This window comes from Thermoanaerobacter wiegelii Rt8.B1, from assembly GCF_000147695.2.
Lineage (GTDB): Bacteria > Bacillota > Thermoanaerobacteria > Thermoanaerobacterales > Thermoanaerobacteraceae > Thermoanaerobacter > Thermoanaerobacter ethanolicus.
Genome location: NC_015958.1, coordinates 1,568,867 through 1,592,014 on the forward strand (window position 1 = coordinate 1,568,867; position 23,148 = coordinate 1,592,014).

The window sequence follows — 23,148 nt, forward strand, 5'->3', positions numbered from 1 at the left end:
TAATATTCTCATCTTGTCTAAAATCTTATCTATTGCCATGAATCCGTAATATTGCGCAATATGCAGGATTCATGGCGCGGCCGTCTCATCTTTTTTCGGCCTTATTATTTACTTTTGAGATAACTTGTAGCATTATTATACTGTAAAGTTAATGTGGGACAGGCTTTCGTCCTCCATGCGGCTTGACCGCTCTTTTAAGTGTGGTCCCTACACCAGATTTGCCTTTTCTTACGCGAAATCTGCTTTGTCATATATAAGCCCCTGGCAGCAGAGGATTCAGGCTTATATATTAAGAGCTAATTGCGAGGTTGCTACATAATCTGGTTGCTAGGGTTATCTCAAATTAACTTTTACTTACTTTATCACTTTTGAAAGGAGGTGTAACAATCTTGAATAAGCTTTTTGTTGGTATGGATGTAAGCCTGAATGATGTCAAGGTTCATATTCTCGACCAGGAGGGTAATGATGCTTCCTCTCGTTTTTCTGTAGAAAATAACCCTCATGGTTGTGATGTTATAGTATCACGTATCTTGGAGTGTTGTAATAAATACAATATCCAAAAGGTCTTTATTGGTTTGGAATCTACCTCAGTCTATGGCTGGCACCTCCAGTATTATTTGGCTGATCATTTTGCTCTTAAGCCTTATCAACCTTCTATTACTACTTTTAATGCTAATATTATTAATGCTTTTAAAAAGTCTCTCGGCAATTTGCCTAAAAATGACTGGATGGATGCCTTTGCTATTGCTGAAAAACTGAGATTCGGTAGACTCCCTAAATCTTGTTCTGTAGATTTTAGATATCTTGCTCTCCAGAGGCTTACTCGCCATCGCTTTCACATTGTTAATAGTATTGTTAGAGAAAAAATTATTTACTCAGCAATTTGTTCCTTAAGTTTAGCGGTTTGTGCCAAAATAAAGTCTTTAGTAATAATTTTGCTAAAGCTGCTACTGAAATGTTTAATGAGTTTTTCACCCTTGATGATATTGCGGCTCGACCGCTTGATGAGCTTGCCGGCTTTTTGGTTGATAAGAGTAAAGATCGCTTTGATGATCCAGAAGCTACAGCTAAATTGCTTCAAGAGGCTGTTCGCAAGTCTTATAGAATTAATGCTACTGTAGATGATTCTTTAAACTTTGTTATCAAGTCTTGCTTTGATAATCTACAGTCCCTTGAAAAACAGAAGAAAGCTGTAGAAAAAGCCATTATTAATGAGGTAAAAGGATTTAACAATGAATTTCTTTGTCTTACATCAGTAAAAGGTATTGGCCCAACCATCGCAGCCGGCTTAATATCTGAGATAGGCGGAATTTCAAGGTTTGATAATGATAATGCCCTTGCAAAGTTTTCCGGCCTTTATTGGTCAGAATACCAGTCTGCTGATTTTAAAGCGGAGGACACATATCTCAAGCGTACTGGTAATGAGTATCTCAGATATTATTTTATTCAAGCAGCTGACCAACTCAGGAAGTATTTACCTGAGTTCTCACAATACTATGCTCGCAAATTTAAAGAAAGCAAAACTCACAAGCATAAACGTGCTCTTGTATTGACTGCACGTAAAACTGTAAGGTTAGTCTTCGCTCTGCTGCGCGAAGAAAAACTTTATAAATCCCCAATAATGAAAGGAGATGATTGTATAAGTTAACATATTATCCCATAACCATATTTTACATTAATTTCCATCAGCTTATTGCGTGATGGTTAGCTTTGCTATGCCCTTTTTTAGGTTATTTTATTAAATTTTTTTTGAATTTTTTTTATCACCCTCTTGACATATTACCGAAATACTTATTACCTTCTTCTTCGGCCTTAAACGTACTTTTAAACATAAATAATCTATATTGCAAACTTTTAACAAGCCTTTATCTATGTAATTATATAGTGTCTTAGTACAAACTGTTTCTTTTTTTTCATCCAGAACTCCTTCTGCAATAACCTACTACTGCATCTGGCTATTTTGAACTTTGCTTCGCAATTTTTTTATTCTTCTTATATACTTCATGCCCAATTTCGGGAAAATATTACAACATTTTAATTTATTACAGGAGTGCTAAATTTTGATATGAACTTTAAAATCATTGCCCTTGTATAATTTACTAAATAACTGTAAATTTCTTTTTTATCCTTTATATTTACTTTTTCTAAAAATATGGGTTCCCCAATGCAAATTTTAACTTTTGCCCTTTTTGGAATCCATTTTCCTGGAGGAAGCACTCTTTCCGTCCCTATTATCGCTATAGGAAGGATAGGTGCATTTGTTTTAACCGAAAGGAAAGCAAAACCAGGTTTAAATTCTTTAACATTTTCATTTACGCTCACCCCGCCTTCCGGAAAAACGCCGACTATATTGCCGTTTTTTAGCAAATCTATTGCTCGTTTTAATGTCCTTAAATCTTGATTTTTTTCTTTTACAGGAAGCACACCCACAAGCTTTAAAATTATATTTAAAAACGGTATTTTAAATAGGTATGAAGCAGCAAGAAAAGTTATATAATAAGGTAATATAACCATTAGTATTAATGGATCCAATATGCTTTTATGATTTGATGCGATTATAAGAGGCCCTTTTTCAGGAAGGTTTTTCTTTCCTTCAACTTCAATTTTGATAAATATTTTAAATAAAAAATAAAAAATCCATTTTCCTAAAAAGTAAAAAATTTTCCTACAATCTTCATAGATCTTCACCCGATAAACTTATGTGTTGTTATATAAGTCCATCTTTTGAATTTCACTTTATATTATAATACTTTTTAAATTTTCCCAATAAAAATGTTTTGTAAATAAAGGGGTAAATAAAATAGGTCAAGAAAAGCCTTGGCCCGCCTATCTTCAGAGTATTTAATTTAGCAGCTTTTTTATTTCTTCTATTGAAAGTTCAGTAATCTCTGCAATTTTGTTAATGCTCATGCCTTTTTAATAATTCTTTAGCAATTTTTAATACTTTTTTCTTAGCACTCTCTTTTATCCTTTCTCCTAATATCACTTTGTACGTTTCTGATTCCTTAAGTCATCACCATCAATTAAACAGAAAAACTAATTTAGCAGTTTTTTATTTTTTTAAAGACAACTTAGTAATTTTTGTAATTTTGTCGATATCTATGCCTTTTTTAACATTTCCTTTGCAATAGCAATTTTATTATTTTTTTGTCTAAAAATATAATACCAAAAAATTACTGTCTATATAACTCCTATATTTCTTTTCTTTCTGCCGTCTCTTGTTTTAAATTCGATATTTCTTTCATTAAGCTTTCTTTTGCAAAATTAATTAGCTCCTCTTCATCTTTGCCGTTATCGGGATATGTACCTATACCAAAATACCATTTACCCGGCAGTTTACCTTTAACTTTTTTTATTACAACCACTGCGCCATCAGCTCCTGTAACAGGAAGAACTAAAGCCAAAGTATTTTTATCAATCTCAAATACTGTATCTATGTCTCGAAGTCTGTTCTTTACCTGTTTTGCTATTTTTGAAATTTCTACTCTGATTTTTCCTTCGCATTGTGCCAGAACTAAAGAAAGATTTACATTGCTTCTCTTGGCCCGGTTTATTTCTTTTTTTAGCAGCTCTTTAAGTTCCGGATAGTGATCTTCTTCTTTAATGTATCCTATTAGTTTTACTACACGTTTTACAAGCTCAGCTGCTTTAAAGGGCTTAATGAGATATTCTACCGCACCAGCTTCTACTGCCTGTCTAATTGAAGGTGCTGTAGCATCTGCGCTCAATATCATTACCGGGATGTCTCTGTATTTTTCCTCTGACTTTAATTTCCGTATAAATTCAAAACCATTCTGATTCGGCAGATTAATGTCTACAATTACTAAATCAAATAATTCTTTTCTATTTTTTACTTTCAGCATCGCTTCTTCAGCGGTAGCTGCAGCTTCAACGTTATATCCTTCTGCCTCTAATATATTTTTAGCCATAAGCCGTATTAATACAGAATCATCTATTACTAGAATATTTTTACTATCTTTCCTTTCCTCCATAGTTCTTTTAGTGAGGCTTCATTACAAGCCTCTCTTTTTATCCTCCTCCCACATTATATTTCATTTCCATTTTTTATTCGCTTTTTACACATTTCTTCCTTCACCCTTTGCTTCATAAAGCATGTTGTCTACTCGAATAAGAACTGTGTCAATGGTATCAGTATCCCTATATTCAGTTACTCCAAAGCTTGCTGTTACATCCCCTATTCCTTGCAGTTCCATCCTACTTATCTGTTTTCTAAGCTCTTCAGCCAGATCAACTGCATTATTCAAAGAAGTTTCAGGCAGGAGGATTATAAATTCTTCTCCTCCCCAGCGCGCAAAACAATCTGTCTTGCGTATCCTTTCTTTTACTGTATCGGCAACACTTTTAAGAACCATATCTCCTGCAGCATGCCCAAAACGGTCATTTACCTTTTTGAAATGATCTAAGTCAAACATAATATAAGGGAAAAGAGCTTTTTATTTCGTTTTACTCGCTCTATTTCCTGCTCCAGCATCTGCATGAAAAAACGTCTGTTATATATATTTGTAAGGGGATCGGTAATGGACTGGCAGTAAAGCAGTTCCTCAAATCTCTTGCGCTCGCTTATGTCGTGAATTATGCCTATTGCATGCCATGCATCTTTAATTTTTACAGCAGAAAGTGAAAGTTCTACATCAATTTCATAGCCGTTTTTATGTCTTGCTTTTAGCTCGATTGTTTTCCCTACAGTATTCCCCTTGCCGGTCAAGCGGAATCTTTTAAATGCTTTTCTATATACTTCGTACAGTCGTTCATCTTGAATCATAAGTGCGTGTAATTCTTTTCCTATTATTTCTTCTCTTGAATATCCAAGTATACGCTCCGCTGCAGGGTTCCAAAAAGTTACGTTCCCTTTGTCGTCAATCATAATAATGGCATCTCCTGCAGACTCCATTATAGTGCTTAAAATCTCATTCCTTTCCTTCAGTTCTTTTTCCATTGTTCTACGCTCCGTTATATCAATCACAAGTGCTGCATATACTTTTTCTTTCCCAAATTCTATAAGTTCCAAGTGAACTTCTACTGGATAAAGAGAACCATCTTTCCTGCGGTGTACTGTGTTAAAGATAATTTGCTTCTGTTCTCCTTTAAACAGCATTCATCAGTTAATGCCTCCAATTAACTAGATTTCAGCAAATATAGCCAAATGTAACTTATAAAAACGTTTTGCTATATTTTCTGAAAATCACTCAAGACCTCTATTTCCGAAATATTATTATACTCTTTTTACTTAAAAACACAATAAAAATTTTCCTGTCATAATACTATCCCTATGATATTCTTCTGTCAAAAAATTTATAGATAGCTACATTAAGCCAAGTCCAAATTTTTGAGGTAAAATTTCATTTTTGCTTAGAATAAGATTATGAGCATGAAATGAAACCCAAAAATCAGGCATGGATTAGATGTTTTATAAATTATGTTAATCAAAAAAGAACATCTTTATCCAACAAATATACAATAGTTGAAGATCTCATAATGAAGTATCAATATTTTACATTCATAGAAATTGAATTTTTAATCTAGTTGCTACTTGTCGAATTGAGGTTAAAATAAGATTAGAGTAAAATAAAGTTATTTGCATTCAATATATAAAATTGCTAATAATAGTATTACGTTCCAATCTAAAAACTAAGGGCAGGCATTCAGAAAATACCCACCCCAATTCTTGATAAAGAAACAAAATAAAAAATATGTTTGCAAAATGTTTGCAAATTTCGATTTCTAATTGTATTTCCAAAAAAAAGAAAACCGCAAAGCCTTGCGGTTACTGATCTTCACTGGTCTGAGTGGGGGGACTTGAACCCCCGGCCTCCAGAACCCCATTCTGGCGCGCTACCAGCTGCGCCACACCCAGAAAGAAACTATGTTCAGCTTTTATTATAAACGAGATAAAAGAAAAAATCAATAGTTAAATGATTATAAAGATTATTCCGCCTCCGCTGTCATTCACCACTCTTTCTAATGTATCTCTCAGTTTATGACTTAAGTTTTCGGGAATTGTGCCAATCTTGTTTTGCATTCCCTCTTTTACAAGGTCACTCAAGGTCTTGCCAAAAATGTTAGATTCCCAAATTTTTTCTGGATCGCTCTCAAACTGTTCTGTCAAATATTTTACAAAATCTTCACTTTGCTTTTCTGTTCCTACAACTGGCGATACTTCTGCCGTAATATCAGTTCTAAATATGTGATATGAAGGAGCAGAAGCTCTAAGCCTTACCGCAAATCTCCCACCTTGCCTTACTATTTCGGGTTTTTCAAACTTCATGTCATCAAGGCTTGCAGGTACCACTCCTACACCTGTTTTTTCAGCTTGTAAAAAAGCATCTTTAACTCTATCATACTGTCTTTTTGCATAAGCCAATTCTCTCATCATTGTCATTAATTCTTTATCACCATGAATTTCAAGTCCGCTTTCATCACTTAATATCTTAAAGAATAAGCCTTCCTGGGTTTTTATTTCAACATTTGCACAGCCTTCACCTGGAGTTATCTTTTTTATAAACACCTCAGAAAAGTTTTCATTTGCTTTAAGACCACCAACTAACTTAGGTATATCTCTTAATCTAAACAAATCTTTTATATTTTCTTTTACTGTTTCCATTATACTTTGCTTAAGCCAATGACTTTTATCAAGAGCATCTACCCATTTAGGCAAATCAATTGAAATCTCCCGTATAGGAAATTCAAATAAGACTTTTTCCAAAATCGCATGAATGTCTGGTATTTCCATTTTAAGTACATTTAAAACAACTACAGGTACGTCGTATTTTTTCTCTAATTCTTTTGCTAAATTAATTGTTTCGGGACTTTGAGGATTAGTTGTATTTAGCACTATTATAAAAGGTTTATTCAATTCTTTTAATTCTTTTACTACCCTTTCTTCTGCTTCTACATAATTTTCTCGCGGTATGTCGGTTATGCTTCCATCAGTGGTAATCACTAATCCTATTGTAGAATGGTCATTTATAACTTTTTTTGTTCCTATTTCTGCTGCTTCTTCAAAAGGTATTTCATAATCATACCAAGGAGTAGACACCATGCGGGGCTTATCCCCTTCCATGTATCCCAGTGCACCTTTAACCATATATCCTACACAATCTACTAATCTCACTTTAAACCTCGTATTTTCATTAATTGTTATCTCTACCGCTTTTTCAGGAACAAATTTAGGCTCAGTAGTCATTATGGTTTTGCCTGCTGCACTTTGTGGCAATTCATCTTTTATTCTCTCTTTTTGGGGAAGATTTTCTATGTATGGCAGTACCAATATGTCCATAAATCGCTTAATAAAAGTCGATTTACCTGTTCTCACTGGGCCTACTACTCCTATGTAGATATCCCCTTGTGTTCTTTCTGCAATATTTTTATAGATATCGTAGTTTTCCAACCCATTTCCCTCCTTTTTTATATCCCCATATCCTTTTCTTCTCACTCATATATATATGCTTTAACAGTACATTTATATGTAAAAAATATTGAAATATGATAAAATCTCCGGAAATACCGGAGTTCACAAACCTTAGGCAAACTTTCGTAAAGGAGATATTTTTCATAAGGAGCGACTTGTTACAAAGTGATAACAAAACTTAGCGAGACCGAGGGTGAAGGCAGGGCCGAAGCCATGGATGGCGAAGGCGGGCACCTTAAGGCATGGATGCCGATTGTGCCCGGTACCCTGCCGGAACCTGAAGGTCGAGCTTTAGTTTTGTCACTTTGGAACACCGGAGCGACGATGCAAAATATTTCCTTTGAATATTTTTTTAACTTTGTCAACAAACTAAAATCTCCGGAAAACCGGAGATCAAATACCGTGCAATTCATGTTTTTTATCTCTCGTCATAAGGCTATAAACAGCCTCATAGGGATTTTTACCCTCAAAAAGTATGGAATAAATTTCTTTAGTTATTGGCATTTCTATTTTATGAATTTGAGAAAGTTTGTAGGCGGATTTTGTAGTATTAACTCCTTCTACTACCATTCCTATCTCTTTTAATGCTTCTTCTAAACTTTTACCTTTACCTATAAGTATCCCTGCTCTTCTATTTCGTGAAAGCATACTGGTACAAGTGACAATGAGGTCTCCTACGCCTGCCAAACCTAAAAACGTCAACGGATCAGAACCTAACGCGACACCCAAACGAGTAATTTCCGCAAGACCTCTTGTCATAAGAGCAGCTTTGGTATTATCGCCAAATCCAAGCCCGTCTGAAATTCCAGCTCCCAAGGCTATAATATTCTTTAATGATCCTCCTAATTCCACTCCCACAACGTCCTTGTTTATATACAACCTAAAGTTTTCATCCATAAAGGCATCTTGCACTACTTCACAGGCTTTAACATTTAAAGAGGCTAAAACACAGGCTGTAGGAATTTGCCTGACTACTTCCTCAGCATGACTAGGACCTGACAAAACAACTACATCATTTGAAAGATATTCTTTTATGACTTCAGACATTCTTTTTAAAGTGGAAGTCTCTATTCCCTTTGCAAGATTTACCACAATAAAGTTTTTATCAACTACCTCTTTTAATTTTTCCGATATCTCTCTCACAGCATGAGAAGGTACTGCAATTACTACTATTTCAGAGTTAGTTACTGCCTCTTTTAAATCAGTAGTAATGGAAATTTCTTGAGGAATATCAACATCAAGATATTTTTTATTGTGACGAGTAGACACAATTTCCTCAAACTGATTTTTATCTCTCATCCACAATGTAATTTGATGCCCAAGTCGGTTTAAGTGTATCGCTATAGCTGTTCCCCAACTTCCCGCACCTAATACTGATATTTTCATGACCACTTTCCTTTCTCATTTTATTTCCGTCTTTTGTCCCAGCTTGGATTCTGTTCCCGCCAGCAAACGTTTTATATTAGAACGGTGTTGGAAAATTGCTAAAAATGCCAGAATAAGCGAAAATATGAATATTTGTGTTGAATTCCAAAAGATTGCATTTAAAAGCACAAAAGTAACCGACCCTGTTATGGACCCTAAAGATACGTATTTTGTCAAAACAATTACTGTAACCCCAATTGCTAAGGCTATGAGCCCTAAAAGAGGACTTACGGTCATTACAACTCCAACGCTTGTAGCAATTCCTTTTCCACCTCTAAATTTTAAAAACACAGGCCAGTTATGACCGCATACCACTGCTATTCCTGCAATCATAGCACCAGTATTACCCATTAAATACTTACCGATTAATACGGCTATTACTCCTTTTAACACATCCAATGCAAAAACAGGAGCCGCAGCTTTATACCCTAATACTCTTAAAACATTAGTAGCCCCCGCATTTCCACTCCCATAATTGCGAATGTCTATTTTTCGCGTATATTTTGTTAAAATATATGCATTGTTTATGCAACCAATCAAATAAGCAATGATGGCCGTCAGAACAGCGTACATATTTTCCCCCCTTTCCCTTTTAATTTTCCCCTCTTTTTCTCGTAGAAATCACAACAGGTACTCCTTCAAAACCAAAATTTTGTCTTAATGTATTCTCAATAAATCTTAAATAGGAAAAATGCATCAGCTCAGGTTCATTGACAAATACTACAAAAGAAGGCGGCTTAATTCCTACTTGTGAAGTATAATATACTTTTAATGGTTTGCCCTTATCAGCAGGTGGCGGAAACATAAGCATAGCTTCATTTAGCACATTATTTAAAAGACCAGTAGTAATTCTTTTATTATATTCCTCCCATACTTTATCTACAGTCTCTAAAACTCTGTGTACTCTTTGCCCTGTTTTTGCTGAAATAAATAGTATAGGAGCAAAAGATATAAAAGATAGTTTTTCTCTTACCATCTTAGTATACTCATTAACAGTATTATTATCTTTTTTTATTGCATCCCATTTATTAACAACTATGATGATTCCTTTTCCATTTTCAAACGCATATCCTGCTATTTTAGTGTCCTGTTCTGTTGGACCTTCTGTAGCATCTATCATCAAAAGGCATATATCAGACCTTTCAATTGCAGCTAAAGCTCTTAGTACGCTGTACCTTTCTATAGATTCGCTAATTCTACTTTTTCTACGTATCCCTGCTGTATCAATAAGAACATAGTTCTTCCCATCTTTTGAAAAAGGAGTATCTATTGCATCCCGTGTAGTGCCAGGTATGTTACTGACTATTACCCTTTCTTCCCCTAATATTTTGTTAACTAGTGAGGATTTCCCCACATTAGGTTTGCCAATAACAGCAATTTTAATTGTCTCTTCAGTGTATTCTAACTCTTCCTGTGGCAATTTTTTTACTACTTCGTCTAAAAGTTCTCCGATGCCCAACCCATTTGACGCTGAAATTGGAATGGGATTGCCTAAACCAAGGCTAAAAAAGTCATAATAAGTAGGAGGCATTTCTTTAAAACTGTCCACCTTGTTGCAAACCAAAATAACTTCTTTTTTTGCTCTTCTTAAAATGTTTGCTATTTCTTCATCTTCTGGCATTAAACCTTCTTTTGCATCAACTAAAAATAATATTACGTCGGAAGCATCAATTGCTGCTTCCACTTGTAAACGGACTTTTGAAAAGAGGATATCTTCAGCATTTGGGTCTAATCCTCCTGTGTCTACTAATATAAATTTTTTGTCCAGCCATTCTGCATTGCCGTATATTCTATCCCTTGTAACTCCTGGTTTGTCTTCCACAATAGAAATTCTTTTTCCCATAATTTTATTAAAAAGAGTAGATTTACCCACGTTTGGTCTACCTACAATACTTACCATTGCTCCTGCCATATCTATCACCTTCCACTCTGTATCCTTTGTAAAAATTTTCTCCCATCGACTTCAGAAACTATAACTTTTGTCCCCAGTTCTCTTTCTATTTCTTCAACAGTAGTATCATCAAGAAAAACATTTGAACTTTCCTTTAACATGACATCGGGAATAACTAAAACTTCCTCATTTATTTTACCTTTTAATTGGTTTATTATATCTTTCCCCACCACAAGTCCAGCTACTGTGATATTGTGACCAAAAAACTCATTGTGTATCTTCTCCACTTTTACATTAAACCCTGTTTTTCTTAATTCTTTCGCTACTTCTTCCATAAAATTATAGGCAGCTATTCCTGTAACAATAATGTAAGGGGTGGTGTTTATATTTTTCCCTTTCTTCACTTTTAATCTTTTTAGACTCCTTTGAAATTGATGTTTAAACAATGCCATAAGTCCTACGCCATTTTCTATTTGAGGAAAACCCTCGTAATGATAATAAGAAGGTATAGTAACACCTGCCATCACATAAAACTCATCTGACAAAAAAACAAAAGAAGAACCTAATTCTTTCTTTAATTTCTTTTGCCATGAAAATACTTGTTCGACCACATTTTTAGCTTCCTCTTTAGTAAAAGTTCTAAGTTTATAAAGTTTCTCTCTGTGGTCTGTAAGTCCTACTGGAACAACTGCTATTGATTTTACACCAGGATATAGACTTGACAAATCCTTGATAGTTCTGTCAAGAATTTTACCATCATTTATTTCTGGACATAATACGATTTGACCATGTACCTCAATTCCGTTCTCAACAAGTTTTTTTAATTTATCCATTATACCTTTTGCATTCGGGTTATTTATCATTTTCATTCTTACATCATCATCAGTGGCATGAATTGAAACATATAAGGGAGAGAGCTTATATTTTATTACCCTGGCAATTTCCTCTTCACTCATATTAGTCATAGTAATAAAATTACCTTGTAAAAAGGAAAACCTATAATCGTCATCCTTAAATAAAAGAGATTTGCGGACTCCTTTAGGTAACTGGTCAATAAAGCAAAAAATACACTTATTTCTACAATGTTTTGGCCTGTCAATTATGTCTTCTTCAAAGACTAACCCTAAATCCTCATCATAGTCTTTTTCCACTTCAAAAATATATCTTTCTCCTGTAGCCTTTTCAATTTCTAATTGTATAAACTCATTTGACACTTCATATCGATAATCTATTATATCAATTATTTCTTTTCCGTTTAATGTAATGAGTTTGTCTCCTTTTTGTATATCTAAATCCCATGCTATACTTCCTTTTATTACATCTTTTATATTTATTTTATGCATATTTTTCCTCCTAAATTAACTCCTCTCTTTTCAATTATGAATTAATCCTATCAATACGTCAAGACCTTATTTGCAACTTTGTTTTAATATCTGTTACTAATTTTACGAAATTGTTGTATTTTTTCAATATGCCATATACCGTTATAGGCCTACCTAAAAAGATAATTCCTAAGCGCCTTGACGTAATACCTCCAATCTTTGTAGTAAGTCCTATGGTAGGAAGTGCATCTACGACTAATATATCTTTTTCAGAAATTCCATATAAAGACAAAAAACTGTAAATAGCTTTTGTCACTATTTCTCGCCCATTTCTCGCACCGACAATGTACACATAGTTTCCAAATTCATCCTTACCCATATAAAAAAGAGTGCCAATTTCATCGTTGGAAGTTTTATCATAATGAGGAAGAGAAACAATTTCTTCATAAGTAGGCACTCTGTCAATAGGTAAAAGTCCTATGTGTATAGAAGCAGCTACAACAGAAGAGTGAGCACTTCCATAACACATATATACAATAATCACAAACCTACCACCTCATAGTATTTTTTTATATCTCTCTACAAATCTTTTTATATTCTTGTGTCTCATCAAATAGTAATTATACAAAAAATTGTCTATAGTTTGTGTTAGTATTTTCTTACCTCTTAGATTCATCAGCACTTTAAAAAAATTACATCATAGTGGGAAGTATCTATAAAAATTATATCTTCTTTTATTTTAAAAACTTCCATCAAATCACACAAAGTTTTCTTGATATTTTCACTAAAATTTTTCATTCCTATTATGAACACTTCATTTTGATTATTATCTTTCCCAATAAATCTCATTTGTCCATAATCAACTTGAAACAAAAAAGGGATTTTAAAAAATTCCTCTTTTTCAATTTTGGATTTATCATTTAAATGAAGATATGCACATATAGGAGAAGAATAGCACCCATAATAGCTATAATACACTACTTTCATAGATACCACCTAATATTGTTTAACTAAAATAAATACTCCATTTTCAAGATCGTGAACGGCTGCCTTAAAAATTCTGCTCAAATACATAGAAATCTTTTGCTGCTCTTCTTCATTTTCTACATAAATGATGGGTGCAGTACCACTTAAGACATTATCTTTTGCTTTTCTTAAAGCTACTATTGCTATTATATATCCTGTTACATGTACTTCCATTCTATCACCTCAATTAACAGCTTTTCTCGCGCCCCTTGACTTTGAAGGATACTTTCTTACAGTTTCAATTGCTGGCACATTCTTTATAATTTCCACAAAAGCATCAATATCAGGCTTCATCGCTACCATAACTACAATAATATCTCCATTTTCATTGTTGTTCATAGTAAGAGGAGCTAATTCGGGAGTATCAATATTCATTTTTAATCCCAATTGATTAGCAGCTTCATGGAGAATAGCCTGTCTTATTCCCAAATTGTTTATGGAAATTAAACTATCCAATCCTTTCGGACGTATTATAACAGCCATTCCAAATTTCTCTATTATTTCTCTTCCTTCTTTTAGACCTATATCTGCTAAAACCACATCCTCAACGCACAATAAAGGTCCTTTAAAAACAATCTTTGAAGGAAGAACTTCGGCAATATCTCTAATATAAGCAATTTTCATTACATAACGAGACAAATAAATTGCTAGTCCTCCCACAATTGTCCCTATTATAACGCTTTTAGAAAGATAAACTGCCAAAGAAGTAAGAGTAGCTACTGCCATAGCAATATAGTTTCTTGCTTCAAAAATTTTAGCTATATTTTCTATATAAGCTGCTCCTCTTGGAACTAATTCTGTTGCTTCCATTTTTTCTAAACTGGCTCTCTCTATTTCTCTTACTTCTTTAAATTGTTGTGCTGCCAAAGCTAAAAAGGTGACAGCAGTGTACTGTTTTTCAATTAATGCAGGCACAGAAAAAGCTCCTAAAGCCGCTGAAATTATCCCTAAGGTTAAATGAGTCATATAACCTTGAGGATAAGTAGGATACTGCCTATAGTCCACTCTTAAATATATAAAGCGGGCAAGTGTCCCCAAAGCAATTCCACAAACCACAATATTGATATACAATTCATGATTTATGCTCATGGCTCATCTCCTTTTTTTCTCCTAAACTTACCCAAATAACTTGCAAATTCTTTGCGCGTAGCTTTAGAAAACTTGTGATACATCTCTCGCCCACCAGTACTCAAAAACATGAAAGCTACTGCTGATACTACAACAACTCCAATCAAAACCCATATTCCGGTACCTGCAGCTTTATTTTGTCCTGGCAACGGCTTTTGAGTTTTTGTAACTGTACCTACTTGTTTTTGTTCATCGGAACCATATAAAGCTTTTGTCAATATGTCTGCTATTAAAGAAGCTGAAACTTCTGCTCTTTCTCTTGTGTGAGAATAAGTGCCAAATTCTAACAACAAAGAGTTTGGAGTCAAATCTTGATTGAAATCTCCTTGTCCAAAAAATACATCCTTGATCATGTTTGGATATGTCTTATCCGCAATAGCTTTTATCCTATAGGCTAATTGCTGATTTGCTTTTAAATTAGGGTTGTTCCGTCCTATGACAATTCTTACGCCTGTAGCATTCTTCCCTGCAATTTTTCGTATATATTCTTTGAAAGGGACTGCATCTCTATGGACATCCAAAAGTAAGTCCGGTTTAAAATCCTTTAAAAGTTTGACTACTCCAGTTCTTGACCGGCTGTATGCCATAGCATCATGCGGTAAATACAAAGTCCTGTCCACTTTGACTGTGACTCCTTTTGCCTCTAAAGCTTTTTGTAAGGCGGCATCTACTTTATATATCCCGCCATGTCCATTGATACTTGCAGCGCCATCTGAAGGAAGATATGATTCATCACTGTGGGTAGAATATATCGCCACTCTCTTTTCACCAGTATTTTCTGCTACTGCCATTGCTTGTGAAATTTCTTCTATGTTAACATCTGGAAGTTTTTCTGTTCGCAAATACTTTGCATAAGCTATATTTTCATTTTTATCCACTGTGAACACTTCATACAATTTATTATCCCCTGATAAATATCTATCCCCTTTATAAACCTCCATTGCAGTCCTGAAAAGCACTTTATTTGTCTTTGCATCATACACTGTGTAATAATCAGGTTGTAATTCAGCCTGCTTCTCTGCATAACTGCTAAAAGCAAAAGATAAAAACACAATAATCAATAAGATTAATATTGTAACTTTATTCATCTTCTTTTTGTTCATTTTTATCACCCTCTTCTTTTTTGTTAGTATCTATCAGGCTGCTAGCCATACCCTCCCTGGGTTCAAGATGCTTTTTAGAAGTACCTCCTTGTATTTTTTCTCTTGTTTCCCCAATTATTTCAGACAAAAACACGGCAATTATCATAGATATAACTACCGAATCAAAAAATCCAGCTCCTCCTATGGGTACTGCTCCTCTTGTCCCTGTCAAGTAGTTTGAAACTGCCTGCATCACATTTGCCAGCATTATTCCCATCACTCCTGCAATAAAAGCACTTCTTCTCGAACGTGAAAAAAGATACGCGATTAAACCTCCAACAATACCATAAATATACTTAGGCTCAATAATCATGGCTTCAGGTTCTGCAGGAAGTATTCGCCCTGCAATAAAAACAGCTATTCCTGTAACAATTGATACTACAACTGCATTTACTCTTTCTCTGGTACTTTCTGCTCTCAAAAAAAGATACACACATACTGCTATAGGAATAGCAGCTCCACCTATGTTTATAGACACAGTTTTGGTTATAGGAATATTAGGTATCAAAGTCCCTATAATCATCCCAATTATCACTAAAAAAGCCCAAGTATCTGTCATTTTCATCCTATCTAATACTCTATGGGCAAATCCAAACAAAACGACCAATCCTGTAATAGAAAGCAAAATATAACTTAATGGCATCAAAATCACTCCTTAACTTTTTTTCTTAAAAATATGTTTTACACAATGCAAAAAAAATATGCAAAAAACGCTCACTTCTTCGAGTGAGCGCTTTTTGCATTTCAATTTAAATCTATATGTTCACCGGTATCTAGGTAGATTACCCATTCACATATATTAGTTGCATGGTCAGCAATTCTTTCAAGATAACGAGCAACAAACAAAAATTGAGTTGCCTGGTCAATGTTTCTAGGGTCTTCCATCATATATGTCAAAAGTTCTCTAAAAATCTGTTTGTAAAGAGCATCTACTATATCGTCTTTTTCGCCAATAGCTCTTGCCAGCTCTAAATCTTGTCGTACGTAGGAATCCAAAGACATTTTGACCATTTCTCTTACAATTTCTGCCATTCTAGGAATATCGATTAAAGGTTTTATATACTTTTGATGAGCAATCCGCAACGTAGTCTTTGCTATATCTACTGCATGATCTGCCATTCTTTCTAAATCTGTAACAATTTTAAGGCCCGTCAAAACTATTCTCAAATCCCTTGCAATCGGCTGCTGTGTGACCATGATTTTTGCACACTTATTATCAATTTCTACTTCTATTTTGTCTATCCTGTCATCGTCATCTATAACTTTCTGAGCTAATTCTGTATCATGGTTTACTAAAGAAGCAATGGCATTTGCTATGGCCTCTTCTACAAGGCTACCCATTTTCAATACGTCATAATGGAGTTCCTCTAATTCTTTTTCAAAATGGGTGCGATTCACTGTGTCACCTCCTTTAACCGAATCTACCAGTAATGTAATCTTCTGTTCTTTTATCTTTAGGATTATAAAATACTTGATCTGTTGGTCCACTTTCAATTAATTCACCATTTAGGAAAAACGCAGTATAATCAGACACTCTTCCTGCCTGTTGCATATTGTGAGTTACTATTATTATTGTATATTTATTTTTAAGTTCCTCAATTAATTCCTCTATTTTCATAGTAGAAATAGGGTCTAACGCAGATGTAGGCTCATCCATCAAAATTACTTCTGGCTCTACTGCCAATGTCCTAGCAATGCAAAGCCTTTGTTGTTGACCTCCAGATAAACTAAGAGCCGACTTATGAAGCCTATCTTTTACTTCATCCCATAAAGCTGCAGCTTTTAAACTTTTTTCAACAATTTCATTTAACTTTTTTTTGTCTTTTATACCATGGATTCTAGGTCCATATGCTACATTGTCGTAAACAGTCATAGGAAAAGGATTTGGTTTTTGGAAAACCATTCCTACTTTTTTTCTAAGTTCAATAACATCTACCTCTTTGTATAAGTCTTGTCCATCTAGCAAAACTGTTCCATTTATTTTGACCCCTTCTATAAGATCGTTCATCCTGTTTAAAGTACGAATAAAGGTAGATTTCCCACAACCAGACGGACCTATAAGTGCCAAAACACTATTTGCTTCTACATCCAAATTTATTTTTTTAAGGGCCTGGACCTCACCATAAAATAAGTCCAACTCTCTGACCTCTATTTTTTTCATTTGTCAGTCATTCCCCTTCCTATTAGCTATATTATACCATTTTATTTTTCGCCTGTCATTCTTTTATATAATGTACTTCCTAACCATCTAGCAAGGATGTTGAAAATCAATACCATTAGCAATAAAACTGCTGCTGCACCGTCTGCAATCTGTCTTGCATCAGGTGCTAACCCCTCACTATTTACCTTCCAAATATAAACAGCTAAAGTCTCTGCAGGTCTAAAGATATTTAAAGGCGAGGTAGGACTTGAAGGATTTAAGTTTGAAAAATTCAAGGCAGGGCTGCTCATACCTGCAGTATACAATAAAGCAGCAGCTTCTCCAAAAATTCTTCCAGCAGTTAAAATTATCCCGGTTATAATTCCAGGCATTGCAGCAGGCACTACAACTTTTACAATTGTTTGCCATTTTGTGGAACCTAAAGCGTAACTTGCCTCTCGCAAACTATTAGGCACACTTCTAATTGAATCTTCACTTACTCTTGTCATTACAGGAAGATTTAACACCGTAAGAGCAAGAGCTCCTGCAATGAGGGAATAACCCCATCCAGTCATAGTTACAAACACTAAAAGTCCAAAAAGACCTACTACAATAGAAGGCATTGAAGATAAAGTTTCTACTGACAATCTTATAAGTTCTGTTAATAAACCTGGCTTTGCATACTCTGCCATATAGATTCCTGCACCTAAGCCTATAGGAACAGAAATTATCAAAGTTATTATTAATAATTCTAACGAATTAAAAAGCTGTGGCCCTATGCCTCCTCCTGCTTCCATAAATTTTGGAGGGGAAGTTAAAAAATCTATATTGAGTTTAGTTCTCCCTTGATATAATATATAACTTATTAATGAAACCAAAAACAAGATTAAAAACACAGCAACAGCATAGAAATATATAGTCGCTATTTTGTCATACAGCTTGGATTTCATTTATACATTCCCCTCCTGCCAACTAATTTGATAATAATGATAAAAGTAAAAGATATTATGAGAAGCAGTAATGCTAAAGACCAAAGTGCATCATTCCACACAGAACCCATTACTGTATTTGCCATGTCCATTGTAATAATAGAGGTTATAGTGCTCATAGGCTCTAAAAAAGATTTGGGAATAACTGGACGATTACCTATAACCATTTGAACTGCCAAAGCTTCTCCAAAAGCCCTTGCCAAACCCAAAATAATTGCTGTTAAAATTCCCGATTTCGCAGCAGGAATGACAACATGTCGTATTGTCTGCCATCTTGTCGCCCCAAGAGCATAACTGGCTTCTCTTATTTCCACAGGTAATGACCTTATAGCATCAGTACTAACACTAGTAATTGTTGGAAGCGTCATAATGGTAAGGACTAATATACCTGCCAATAAACTAAAGCCCAATCCCCCAAAATGTTTACTTATAAAAGGAACTAATACAGTAAGACCAACCCATCCGTATACGACAGAGGGAATACCAACAAAAATCTCAATAGCTGGTTGCAATATTTTTTGTCCTAATTTTTTTTCAATCTCTACCATAAAAATTGCAGAGGAAACTCCCAGAGGTGCACTTATCATAATTGCAAAAGCAGAAACAAGAATAGACCCTATTATAAATTGCAAAGACCCGACAGCAGGTACCTCTCTATCCGGATTCCAAGTGGTAGAAAACAAAAACTCTTTTATCGAGATGCCATCTTTTATGAAAGTAGAAAGGCCTTTAGATGTCACAAATAAAAATAGTGAAACAGTAATAATTATTAACAATAAAGCAGAGATGAAAACGATAACTCTTCCAAATATGTCAGCCACTTTTCGCTTGCTTTCATATTTTTTATCAACTGTCATACCCATCCCCCGTTTGAGAAAATCTAATACAATAATCACACTCATTTCATGATAACAACTTAAAAAAAACATTCATTAAATCTATGTTAAATTTATGTTAAATCTATGTTAAATTTATTCGTTTTTTTACAAATTTCCATTATTTCTCGCCTTAAAAAGGAGCTGGAAAATAAACCAGCTCCCATTTTTTACTTTATTTTGTTTTCATTTCAGTAACAGGGATAAATCCCAACTTAGTAAGAGGTCCTTTCTGCACTTCATCTGACATCATGAAATCTAAGAAAGCTTTGGCTGCTCCTGTTGGTTCTCCTTTTGTATACATATGCTCGTACGACCAAATTGGATACTTGCCATCTATTATGTTTTGGGCCGTTGGTTCTACTCCCTCATATTTTAGAGCTTTAACAGTATCATCCACGTAGGATAAAGCAAGATAACTTATAGCTCCTTTTGTGTCAGCAACTGCTTTTTTAACTGCACCTGATGAATCCTCTGTCAAAGCAAAACCTTGAGCTTCTTCTTGTCCCTTTAATACCACTTTCTTGAATGTAGCACGAGTTCCTGAACTTGCAGGTCTATTAATAATAACTATTTTCATATCTGGTCCGCCAACGTCTTTCCAATTTGTTATTTTCCCTGTAAAAATGTCTATTAATTGCTGTTGAGTTAAATTATCAACTGTAACATCTTTATTAACAACTACAGCAAAACCTGCAACCGCAACTTTATGATCTACTAAAGATTTGGCTGTGTTGGCATCTAATTTTTCTTCAGCAAAAATATCAGAATTTCCAATATCAATTGCCCCTTGAACTACTTGTGTCAATCCTGTACCACTGCCACCGCCTTGCACTGTTATCGCTACATTAGGATATTTTTCCATAAACATTCTAGCAACTTGTTCAGCCAATGGCTGTAACGCTGTAGAACCAGCAATTGTTATATTACCTGAAAGGTTACCAGAATCTGCACTTTGAGGTTGTTTTGAGCCACACGCAGCAAAAGTAAAAAAACTTGCAATTAACAGTACTGCAATAGCAACTTTCGCAAATCGACTATTTAACATTGAAGCACCTCCAAAATTCCTTAAATTTTTTGTACAACTACATTGTAACAGTCTATTGTAAAGTCAATATTAAGATATTGTTAAGTCTTTGTTAAATCAGCTTTGTTGAATTTTATAATAAATTTTGTACCTCTCCCCACTTCACTTTCTACAAAAATTTCCCCTTTCATATATTCCACGATATGTTTAACTATAGCAAGTCCCAATCCTGTACCACCTAATTTTCTTGAGCGACTTTTGTCAACTCGATAAAATCTCTCAAAAAGCCGAGGAATATTTTCTTTTGAAATACCAATACCGTTGTCTTCTACTTCAATAATTATTTTATCCCCCTCTTCTCTGGTAGATACTTTTACAAATCCTCCCTCTGGAGTGTATTTTATACCGTTATCTATTAAATTGATCATCATCTGATGAAATCTATCTTTATTAGTATTTATCACCAAATCAGTACAATTTAAATCTTTTTTCAACGTTATATTTTTATTTCTCGCGACCTTGTCCATTATATATAATATATCCTCTATCTCATTATCTAATTCTATTTCTTCTGTCGGATAACCTTCTTTAACATTTTCTATTTCAGAAAGAGTGAGTATATCGTTTATAAGTCTTGTAAGTCTTTCAGACTCAAAATCAATTATATCTAAAAATTTATCTCTTGCTTCAGGATTCTCAATAGCACCATTTCTTAAAGTTTCAATAAAGCCTCTAATAGAAGTCAAAGGAGTTCTTAGCTCATGGGACACATTTGCAACAAATTCGCTTCTTATTTTTTCCAATCTTCTCATTTCTGTAATATCATCTATTATCAACACAAAACCTAAATTTTGATGGGAAATTGGATGAAGAATTGGACTGGTATACACTTTGAGGTGTTTGTTGAAAACGTTTAGTTCTAAACTTCTGGAAGAGGAATTTTTATTTTTCTTAACATCTTCAAAAAGGTCATGTAATTTACTATTTCTTACAACTTCTAAGATATGTCTTCCAATTAAATCTTTCTCTTTTATATTTAGAATTTTCCTCGCAGCATCATTTATAAGTAATATTTTCTCATTATCATCAAAAGCGATAACCCCATTTACTATACTTTTTAAAATGGCTTCTAATTTTGCATTTCTGTCATTTAATTCCTCTATCGTTTCTTTTAATTTATAAGACATAGAATTTACTGCAAGAGAAAGTTCTTTTATTTCATCAATAGAATTGCTTTCAAGTTCATGACTGTATATACCATTTGCAATATCCTTTGTAATTTCAGTTATTTCTTTTATGGGCTCTACTATATTTCGTATAAATCTATAACTTAAAAAACCTGTTACAAAAATTCCTAATAAAATAGTAAAAATAAATTTGGCCGTTGGAACATAGCCTAAAAAAATATGGCGACTATTAAAATTCCAAGTAGGTTTATAAAAAACAATTTATAATAGGAATTCTTTAGCATCACACTTCACCTTTATCTTTTAGCTTATATCCAATTCCTCTTACAGTTTCAATATACACAGGAGATTTATCATCGTCTTCTATCTTTTTTCTTAAATGTCTGATATGGACATCAACAGTTCGAGTTTCTCCAGCATATTCATATCCCCATACTTTGTCTAAAAGATAGTCTCTAGTTAATACTTTACCCATATTTTGAGACAAAAGTTTTAAAAGCTCAAACTCTTTTAAAGTCAATTCTAAGACTTTCCCTTTTTTATAAACCAAATGCTTTCCAGTATCTATAACTATATCACCAAATTTTATTATTCCTTCTTTTTCTTCTTCTGGTTGTTGGGTTCGCCGAAGAACGGCTTTAATTCGAGCTAACAATTCTCTTACGCTGAAAGGCTTTGTTATATAATCATCTGCTCCCAACTCCAATCCCAATACTTTATCAAATTCTTCGCTTTTTGCTGTTAACATTATTATCGGTATATTTTTCGTTTCATCATTCTTTTTTAAAATTTTACATATTTCCAGTCCATCCACATCTGGCAACATCAAATCTAATATAACCAAATCAGGTTTTCCTTCAAGTGCTTTATCCAAGCCTTCTTTTCCATTTTCCGAAGTAATAACTTTGTATCCTGCTGCTTCCAAGTTGTATCTTAAAAGTTCCAATATATGAATTTCATCTTCTATAACCAAAACCGTATGGGCCATTTTGACACCTCCAGATAATATGGCTTGTACACATTTGAAACAAAAAATAAAATTATGTCTTTACTTTTTTGTCTCATTCTCTTTAAGAAGTTTCTTAAGTTCATCCATAAAAGTATTTATGTCTTTAAACTGCCTATAAACAGAAGCAAATCTGACATAAGCTACTTCATCTACATTTTTAAGTTTTTCCATTACCATTTCTCCGATTTCGGTGGAGGTTATTTCCCTTTCCATTGAATTTATTATTCTTTTGTCAATTTCATCTGTAATTTCTTCTAAGACCTTTATAGGCACGGGCCTTTTTTCGCAAGCTTTTATCATGCCTTTTAATATTTTATCTCTGTCATAGACTTCTCGGCGATTGTCTTTTTTTATTACAAGTATAGGCAATTGTTCTACTTTCTCATAAGTAGTAAATCTCTTCCCACATTTTAAACATTCCCTTCTTCTCCTTATAGAAGTGTTATCGTCTGTAGGTCGAGAATCAATAACTTTTGAATCTGGATACCCACAATAAGGGCATTTCATCTTATTACCTCCAACAATTCTTAATTGTTTAATAAAATTATAATAAACTTG

At 34.0% G+C, this 23,148-nt stretch carries 21 protein-coding genes, 1 tRNA gene and 5 pseudogenes; 1 reads left to right on the forward strand and 26 read right to left on the reverse strand.

Going from position 1 to position 23,148, the window contains the following annotated elements:
- Positions 1 to 410 precede the first annotated feature (410 nt).
- Positions 411 to 1,648: pseudogene (locus THEWI_RS07805) on the forward strand (IS110 family RNA-guided transposase).
- 144 nt (positions 1,649 to 1,792) lie between these two features.
- On the opposite strand, the pseudogene THEWI_RS15585 reads toward THEWI_RS07805, so the two are convergent.
- The 26 genes and pseudogenes from THEWI_RS15585 to nrdR form a co-directional block, all read right to left on the reverse strand.
- A pseudogene (locus THEWI_RS15585) lies at positions 1,793 to 2,024 on the reverse strand (IS30 family transposase); the annotation flags it as partial.
- A 10-nt stretch (positions 2,025 to 2,034) separates the two neighbouring features.
- On the reverse strand, positions 2,035 to 2,688 hold the full coding sequence (locus tag THEWI_RS07810) for a lysophospholipid acyltransferase family protein (RefSeq protein WP_244262188.1): 654 nt from the start codon (positions 2,686 to 2,688) through the stop codon (positions 2,035 to 2,037).
- A 153-nt stretch (positions 2,689 to 2,841) separates the two neighbouring features.
- Positions 2,842 to 3,010, reverse strand: a pseudogene (locus THEWI_RS14905) (DUF4351 domain-containing protein); the annotation flags it as partial.
- Positions 3,011 to 3,191: 181 nt separating this feature from the next.
- Positions 3,192 to 3,992 (reverse strand): response regulator, encoded by an 801-nt coding sequence (locus THEWI_RS07815; protein WP_014063033.1) that lies wholly within the window; start codon positions 3,990 to 3,992, stop codon positions 3,192 to 3,194.
- A gap of 84 nt (positions 3,993 to 4,076) precedes the next feature.
- Complete coding sequence (locus THEWI_RS15800) at positions 4,077 to 4,433, reverse strand: GGDEF domain-containing protein (protein ID WP_483027924.1); 357 nt, start codon at positions 4,431 to 4,433, stop codon at positions 4,077 to 4,079.
- Positions 4,421 to 5,116: a PAS domain-containing protein gene (locus THEWI_RS07820; RefSeq protein WP_483027925.1), complete on the reverse strand. Its 696-nt coding sequence runs from the start codon at positions 5,114 to 5,116 to the stop codon at positions 4,421 to 4,423. The genes THEWI_RS15800 and THEWI_RS07820 overlap by 13 nt, the downstream gene beginning before the upstream one ends.
- Before the next feature lie 683 nt (positions 5,117 to 5,799).
- Positions 5,800 to 5,875 (reverse strand) — tRNA-Pro (locus tag THEWI_RS07825).
- A 54-nt stretch (positions 5,876 to 5,929) separates the two neighbouring features.
- Positions 5,930 to 7,408: a stage IV sporulation protein A gene (spoIVA, locus tag THEWI_RS07830; RefSeq protein ID WP_014063034.1), complete on the reverse strand. Its 1,479-nt coding sequence runs from the start codon at positions 7,406 to 7,408 to the stop codon at positions 5,930 to 5,932.
- 414 nt (positions 7,409 to 7,822) lie between these two features.
- Positions 7,823 to 8,815, reverse strand: coding sequence for an NAD(P)H-dependent glycerol-3-phosphate dehydrogenase (locus tag THEWI_RS07835; protein WP_014063035.1), 993 nt, complete (start codon positions 8,813 to 8,815; stop codon positions 7,823 to 7,825).
- Positions 8,816 to 8,830: 15 nt separating this feature from the next.
- The gene (gene plsY, locus THEWI_RS07840; RefSeq protein WP_014063036.1) at positions 8,831 to 9,427 is read right to left on the reverse strand and encodes a glycerol-3-phosphate 1-O-acyltransferase PlsY; all 597 of its coding nucleotides are present in this window, start codon (positions 9,425 to 9,427) and stop codon (positions 8,831 to 8,833) included.
- A gap of 19 nt (positions 9,428 to 9,446) precedes the next feature.
- Positions 9,447 to 10,766: a ribosome biogenesis GTPase Der gene (gene der / locus THEWI_RS07845; protein ID WP_004401360.1), complete on the reverse strand. Its 1,320-nt coding sequence runs from the start codon at positions 10,764 to 10,766 to the stop codon at positions 9,447 to 9,449.
- 5 nt (positions 10,767 to 10,771) lie between these two features.
- Positions 10,772 to 12,088: a DUF512 domain-containing protein gene (locus THEWI_RS07850; protein ID WP_014063037.1), complete on the reverse strand. Its 1,317-nt coding sequence runs from the start codon at positions 12,086 to 12,088 to the stop codon at positions 10,772 to 10,774.
- A 58-nt stretch (positions 12,089 to 12,146) separates the two neighbouring features.
- Entirely contained in the window at positions 12,147 to 12,611 is a 465-nt protein-coding gene (locus THEWI_RS07855; RefSeq protein WP_003867953.1) for a DUF3189 family protein, read from the reverse strand.
- 12 nt (positions 12,612 to 12,623) lie between these two features.
- Positions 12,624 to 13,054: pseudogene (locus THEWI_RS07860) on the reverse strand (DUF3189 family protein).
- A 9-nt stretch (positions 13,055 to 13,063) separates the two neighbouring features.
- The gene (locus tag THEWI_RS07865) at positions 13,064 to 13,267 is read right to left on the reverse strand and encodes a capping complex subunit for YIEGIA (RefSeq protein WP_003871110.1); all 204 of its coding nucleotides are present in this window, start codon (positions 13,265 to 13,267) and stop codon (positions 13,064 to 13,066) included.
- Positions 13,268 to 13,276: 9 nt separating this feature from the next.
- The gene (locus THEWI_RS07870; RefSeq protein ID WP_003871111.1) at positions 13,277 to 14,182 is read right to left on the reverse strand and encodes a YIEGIA family protein; all 906 of its coding nucleotides are present in this window, start codon (positions 14,180 to 14,182) and stop codon (positions 13,277 to 13,279) included.
- On the reverse strand, positions 14,179 to 15,324 hold the full coding sequence (gene spoIIP, locus THEWI_RS07875; protein ID WP_014063038.1) for a stage II sporulation protein P: 1,146 nt from the start codon (positions 15,322 to 15,324) through the stop codon (positions 14,179 to 14,181). Before spoIIP ends, THEWI_RS07870 begins: the two co-directional genes overlap by 4 nt.
- Positions 15,302 to 16,006, reverse strand: coding sequence for a DUF1614 domain-containing protein (locus THEWI_RS07880; RefSeq protein WP_004401352.1), 705 nt, complete (start codon positions 16,004 to 16,006; stop codon positions 15,302 to 15,304). The genes spoIIP and THEWI_RS07880 overlap by 23 nt, the downstream gene beginning before the upstream one ends.
- A 101-nt stretch (positions 16,007 to 16,107) precedes the next feature.
- Positions 16,108 to 16,761, reverse strand: a complete 654-nt coding sequence (gene phoU, locus THEWI_RS07885) for a phosphate signaling complex protein PhoU (RefSeq protein ID WP_003871114.1) — start codon at positions 16,759 to 16,761, stop codon at positions 16,108 to 16,110.
- 13 nt (positions 16,762 to 16,774) lie between these two features.
- The gene (gene pstB, locus THEWI_RS07890; RefSeq protein ID WP_003871115.1) at positions 16,775 to 17,524 is read right to left on the reverse strand and encodes a phosphate ABC transporter ATP-binding protein PstB; all 750 of its coding nucleotides are present in this window, start codon (positions 17,522 to 17,524) and stop codon (positions 16,775 to 16,777) included.
- A gap of 41 nt (positions 17,525 to 17,565) precedes the next feature.
- A complete protein-coding gene (gene pstA, locus THEWI_RS07895) occupies positions 17,566 to 18,453 on the reverse strand; it encodes a phosphate ABC transporter permease PstA (protein WP_006570260.1) in 888 nt (295 codons plus the stop codon).
- Complete coding sequence (pstC, locus tag THEWI_RS07900) at positions 18,450 to 19,349, reverse strand: phosphate ABC transporter permease subunit PstC (RefSeq protein ID WP_014063039.1); 900 nt, start codon at positions 19,347 to 19,349, stop codon at positions 18,450 to 18,452. Before pstC ends, pstA begins: the two co-directional genes overlap by 4 nt.
- 193 nt (positions 19,350 to 19,542) lie before the next feature.
- Positions 19,543 to 20,415 carry a phosphate ABC transporter substrate-binding protein gene (locus THEWI_RS07905; protein WP_014063040.1) on the reverse strand — a complete coding sequence of 291 codons (873 nt, stop codon included), beginning with the start codon at positions 20,413 to 20,415 and terminating at the stop codon, positions 19,543 to 19,545.
- Positions 20,416 to 20,495: 80 nt separating this feature from the next.
- Positions 20,496 to 21,865 (reverse strand): annotated as a pseudogene (gene pnpS / locus THEWI_RS07910) (two-component system histidine kinase PnpS).
- The gene (locus THEWI_RS07915) at positions 21,865 to 22,569 is read right to left on the reverse strand and encodes a winged helix-turn-helix domain-containing protein (protein ID WP_003871120.1); all 705 of its coding nucleotides are present in this window, start codon (positions 22,567 to 22,569) and stop codon (positions 21,865 to 21,867) included. Before THEWI_RS07915 ends, pnpS begins: the two are co-directional and overlap by 1 nt.
- A gap of 60 nt (positions 22,570 to 22,629) precedes the next feature.
- Positions 22,630 to 23,097, reverse strand: a complete 468-nt coding sequence (nrdR, locus tag THEWI_RS07920) for a transcriptional regulator NrdR (protein ID WP_014063042.1) — start codon at positions 23,095 to 23,097, stop codon at positions 22,630 to 22,632.
- Between the last annotated feature and the right edge of the window lie 51 nt (positions 23,098 to 23,148).

Coding starts and splice junctions, on each gene's coding strand:
- THEWI_RS07815 (WP_014063033.1), bottom strand. CDS start 3,992: ATGGAGGAAAGGAAAGATAGTAAAAATATTCTAGTAATAGATGATTCT.
- THEWI_RS15800 (WP_483027924.1), bottom strand. CDS start 4,433: ATGTTTGACTTAGATCATTTCAAAAAGGTAAATGACCGTTTTGGGCAT.
- THEWI_RS07820 (WP_483027925.1), bottom strand. CDS start 5,116: ATGCTGTTTAAAGGAGAACAGAAGCAAATTATCTTTAACACAGTACAC.
- THEWI_RS07835 (WP_014063035.1), bottom strand. CDS start 8,815: ATGAAAATATCAGTATTAGGTGCGGGAAGTTGGGGAACAGCTATAGCG.
- plsY (WP_014063036.1), bottom strand. CDS start 9,427: ATGTACGCTGTTCTGACGGCCATCATTGCTTATTTGATTGGTTGCATA.
- der (WP_004401360.1), bottom strand. CDS start 10,766: ATGGCAGGAGCAATGGTAAGTATTGTAGGTAGACCAAACGTGGGTAAA.
- THEWI_RS07850 (WP_014063037.1), bottom strand. CDS start 12,088: ATGCATAAAATAAATATAAAAGATGTAATAAAAGGAAGTATAGCATGG.
- THEWI_RS07865 (WP_003871110.1), bottom strand. CDS start 13,267: ATGGAAGTACATGTAACAGGATATATAATAGCAATAGTAGCTTTAAGA.
- THEWI_RS07870 (WP_003871111.1), bottom strand. CDS start 14,182: ATGAGCATAAATCATGAATTGTATATCAATATTGTGGTTTGTGGAATT.
- spoIIP (WP_014063038.1), bottom strand. CDS start 15,324: ATGAACAAAAAGAAGATGAATAAAGTTACAATATTAATCTTATTGATT.
- THEWI_RS07880 (WP_004401352.1), bottom strand. CDS start 16,006: ATGCCATTAAGTTATATTTTGCTTTCTATTACAGGATTGGTCGTTTTG.
- pstB (WP_003871115.1), bottom strand. CDS start 17,524: ATGAAAAAAATAGAGGTCAGAGAGTTGGACTTATTTTATGGTGAGGTC.
- pstA (WP_006570260.1), bottom strand. CDS start 18,453: ATGAAATCCAAGCTGTATGACAAAATAGCGACTATATATTTCTATGCT.
- pstC (WP_014063039.1), bottom strand. CDS start 19,349: ATGACAGTTGATAAAAAATATGAAAGCAAGCGAAAAGTGGCTGACATA.
- THEWI_RS07905 (WP_014063040.1), bottom strand. CDS start 20,415: ATGTTAAATAGTCGATTTGCGAAAGTTGCTATTGCAGTACTGTTAATT.
- THEWI_RS07915 (WP_003871120.1), bottom strand. CDS start 22,569: ATGGCCCATACGGTTTTGGTTATAGAAGATGAAATTCATATATTGGAA.
- nrdR (WP_014063042.1), bottom strand. CDS start 23,097: ATGAAATGCCCTTATTGTGGGTATCCAGATTCAAAAGTTATTGATTCT.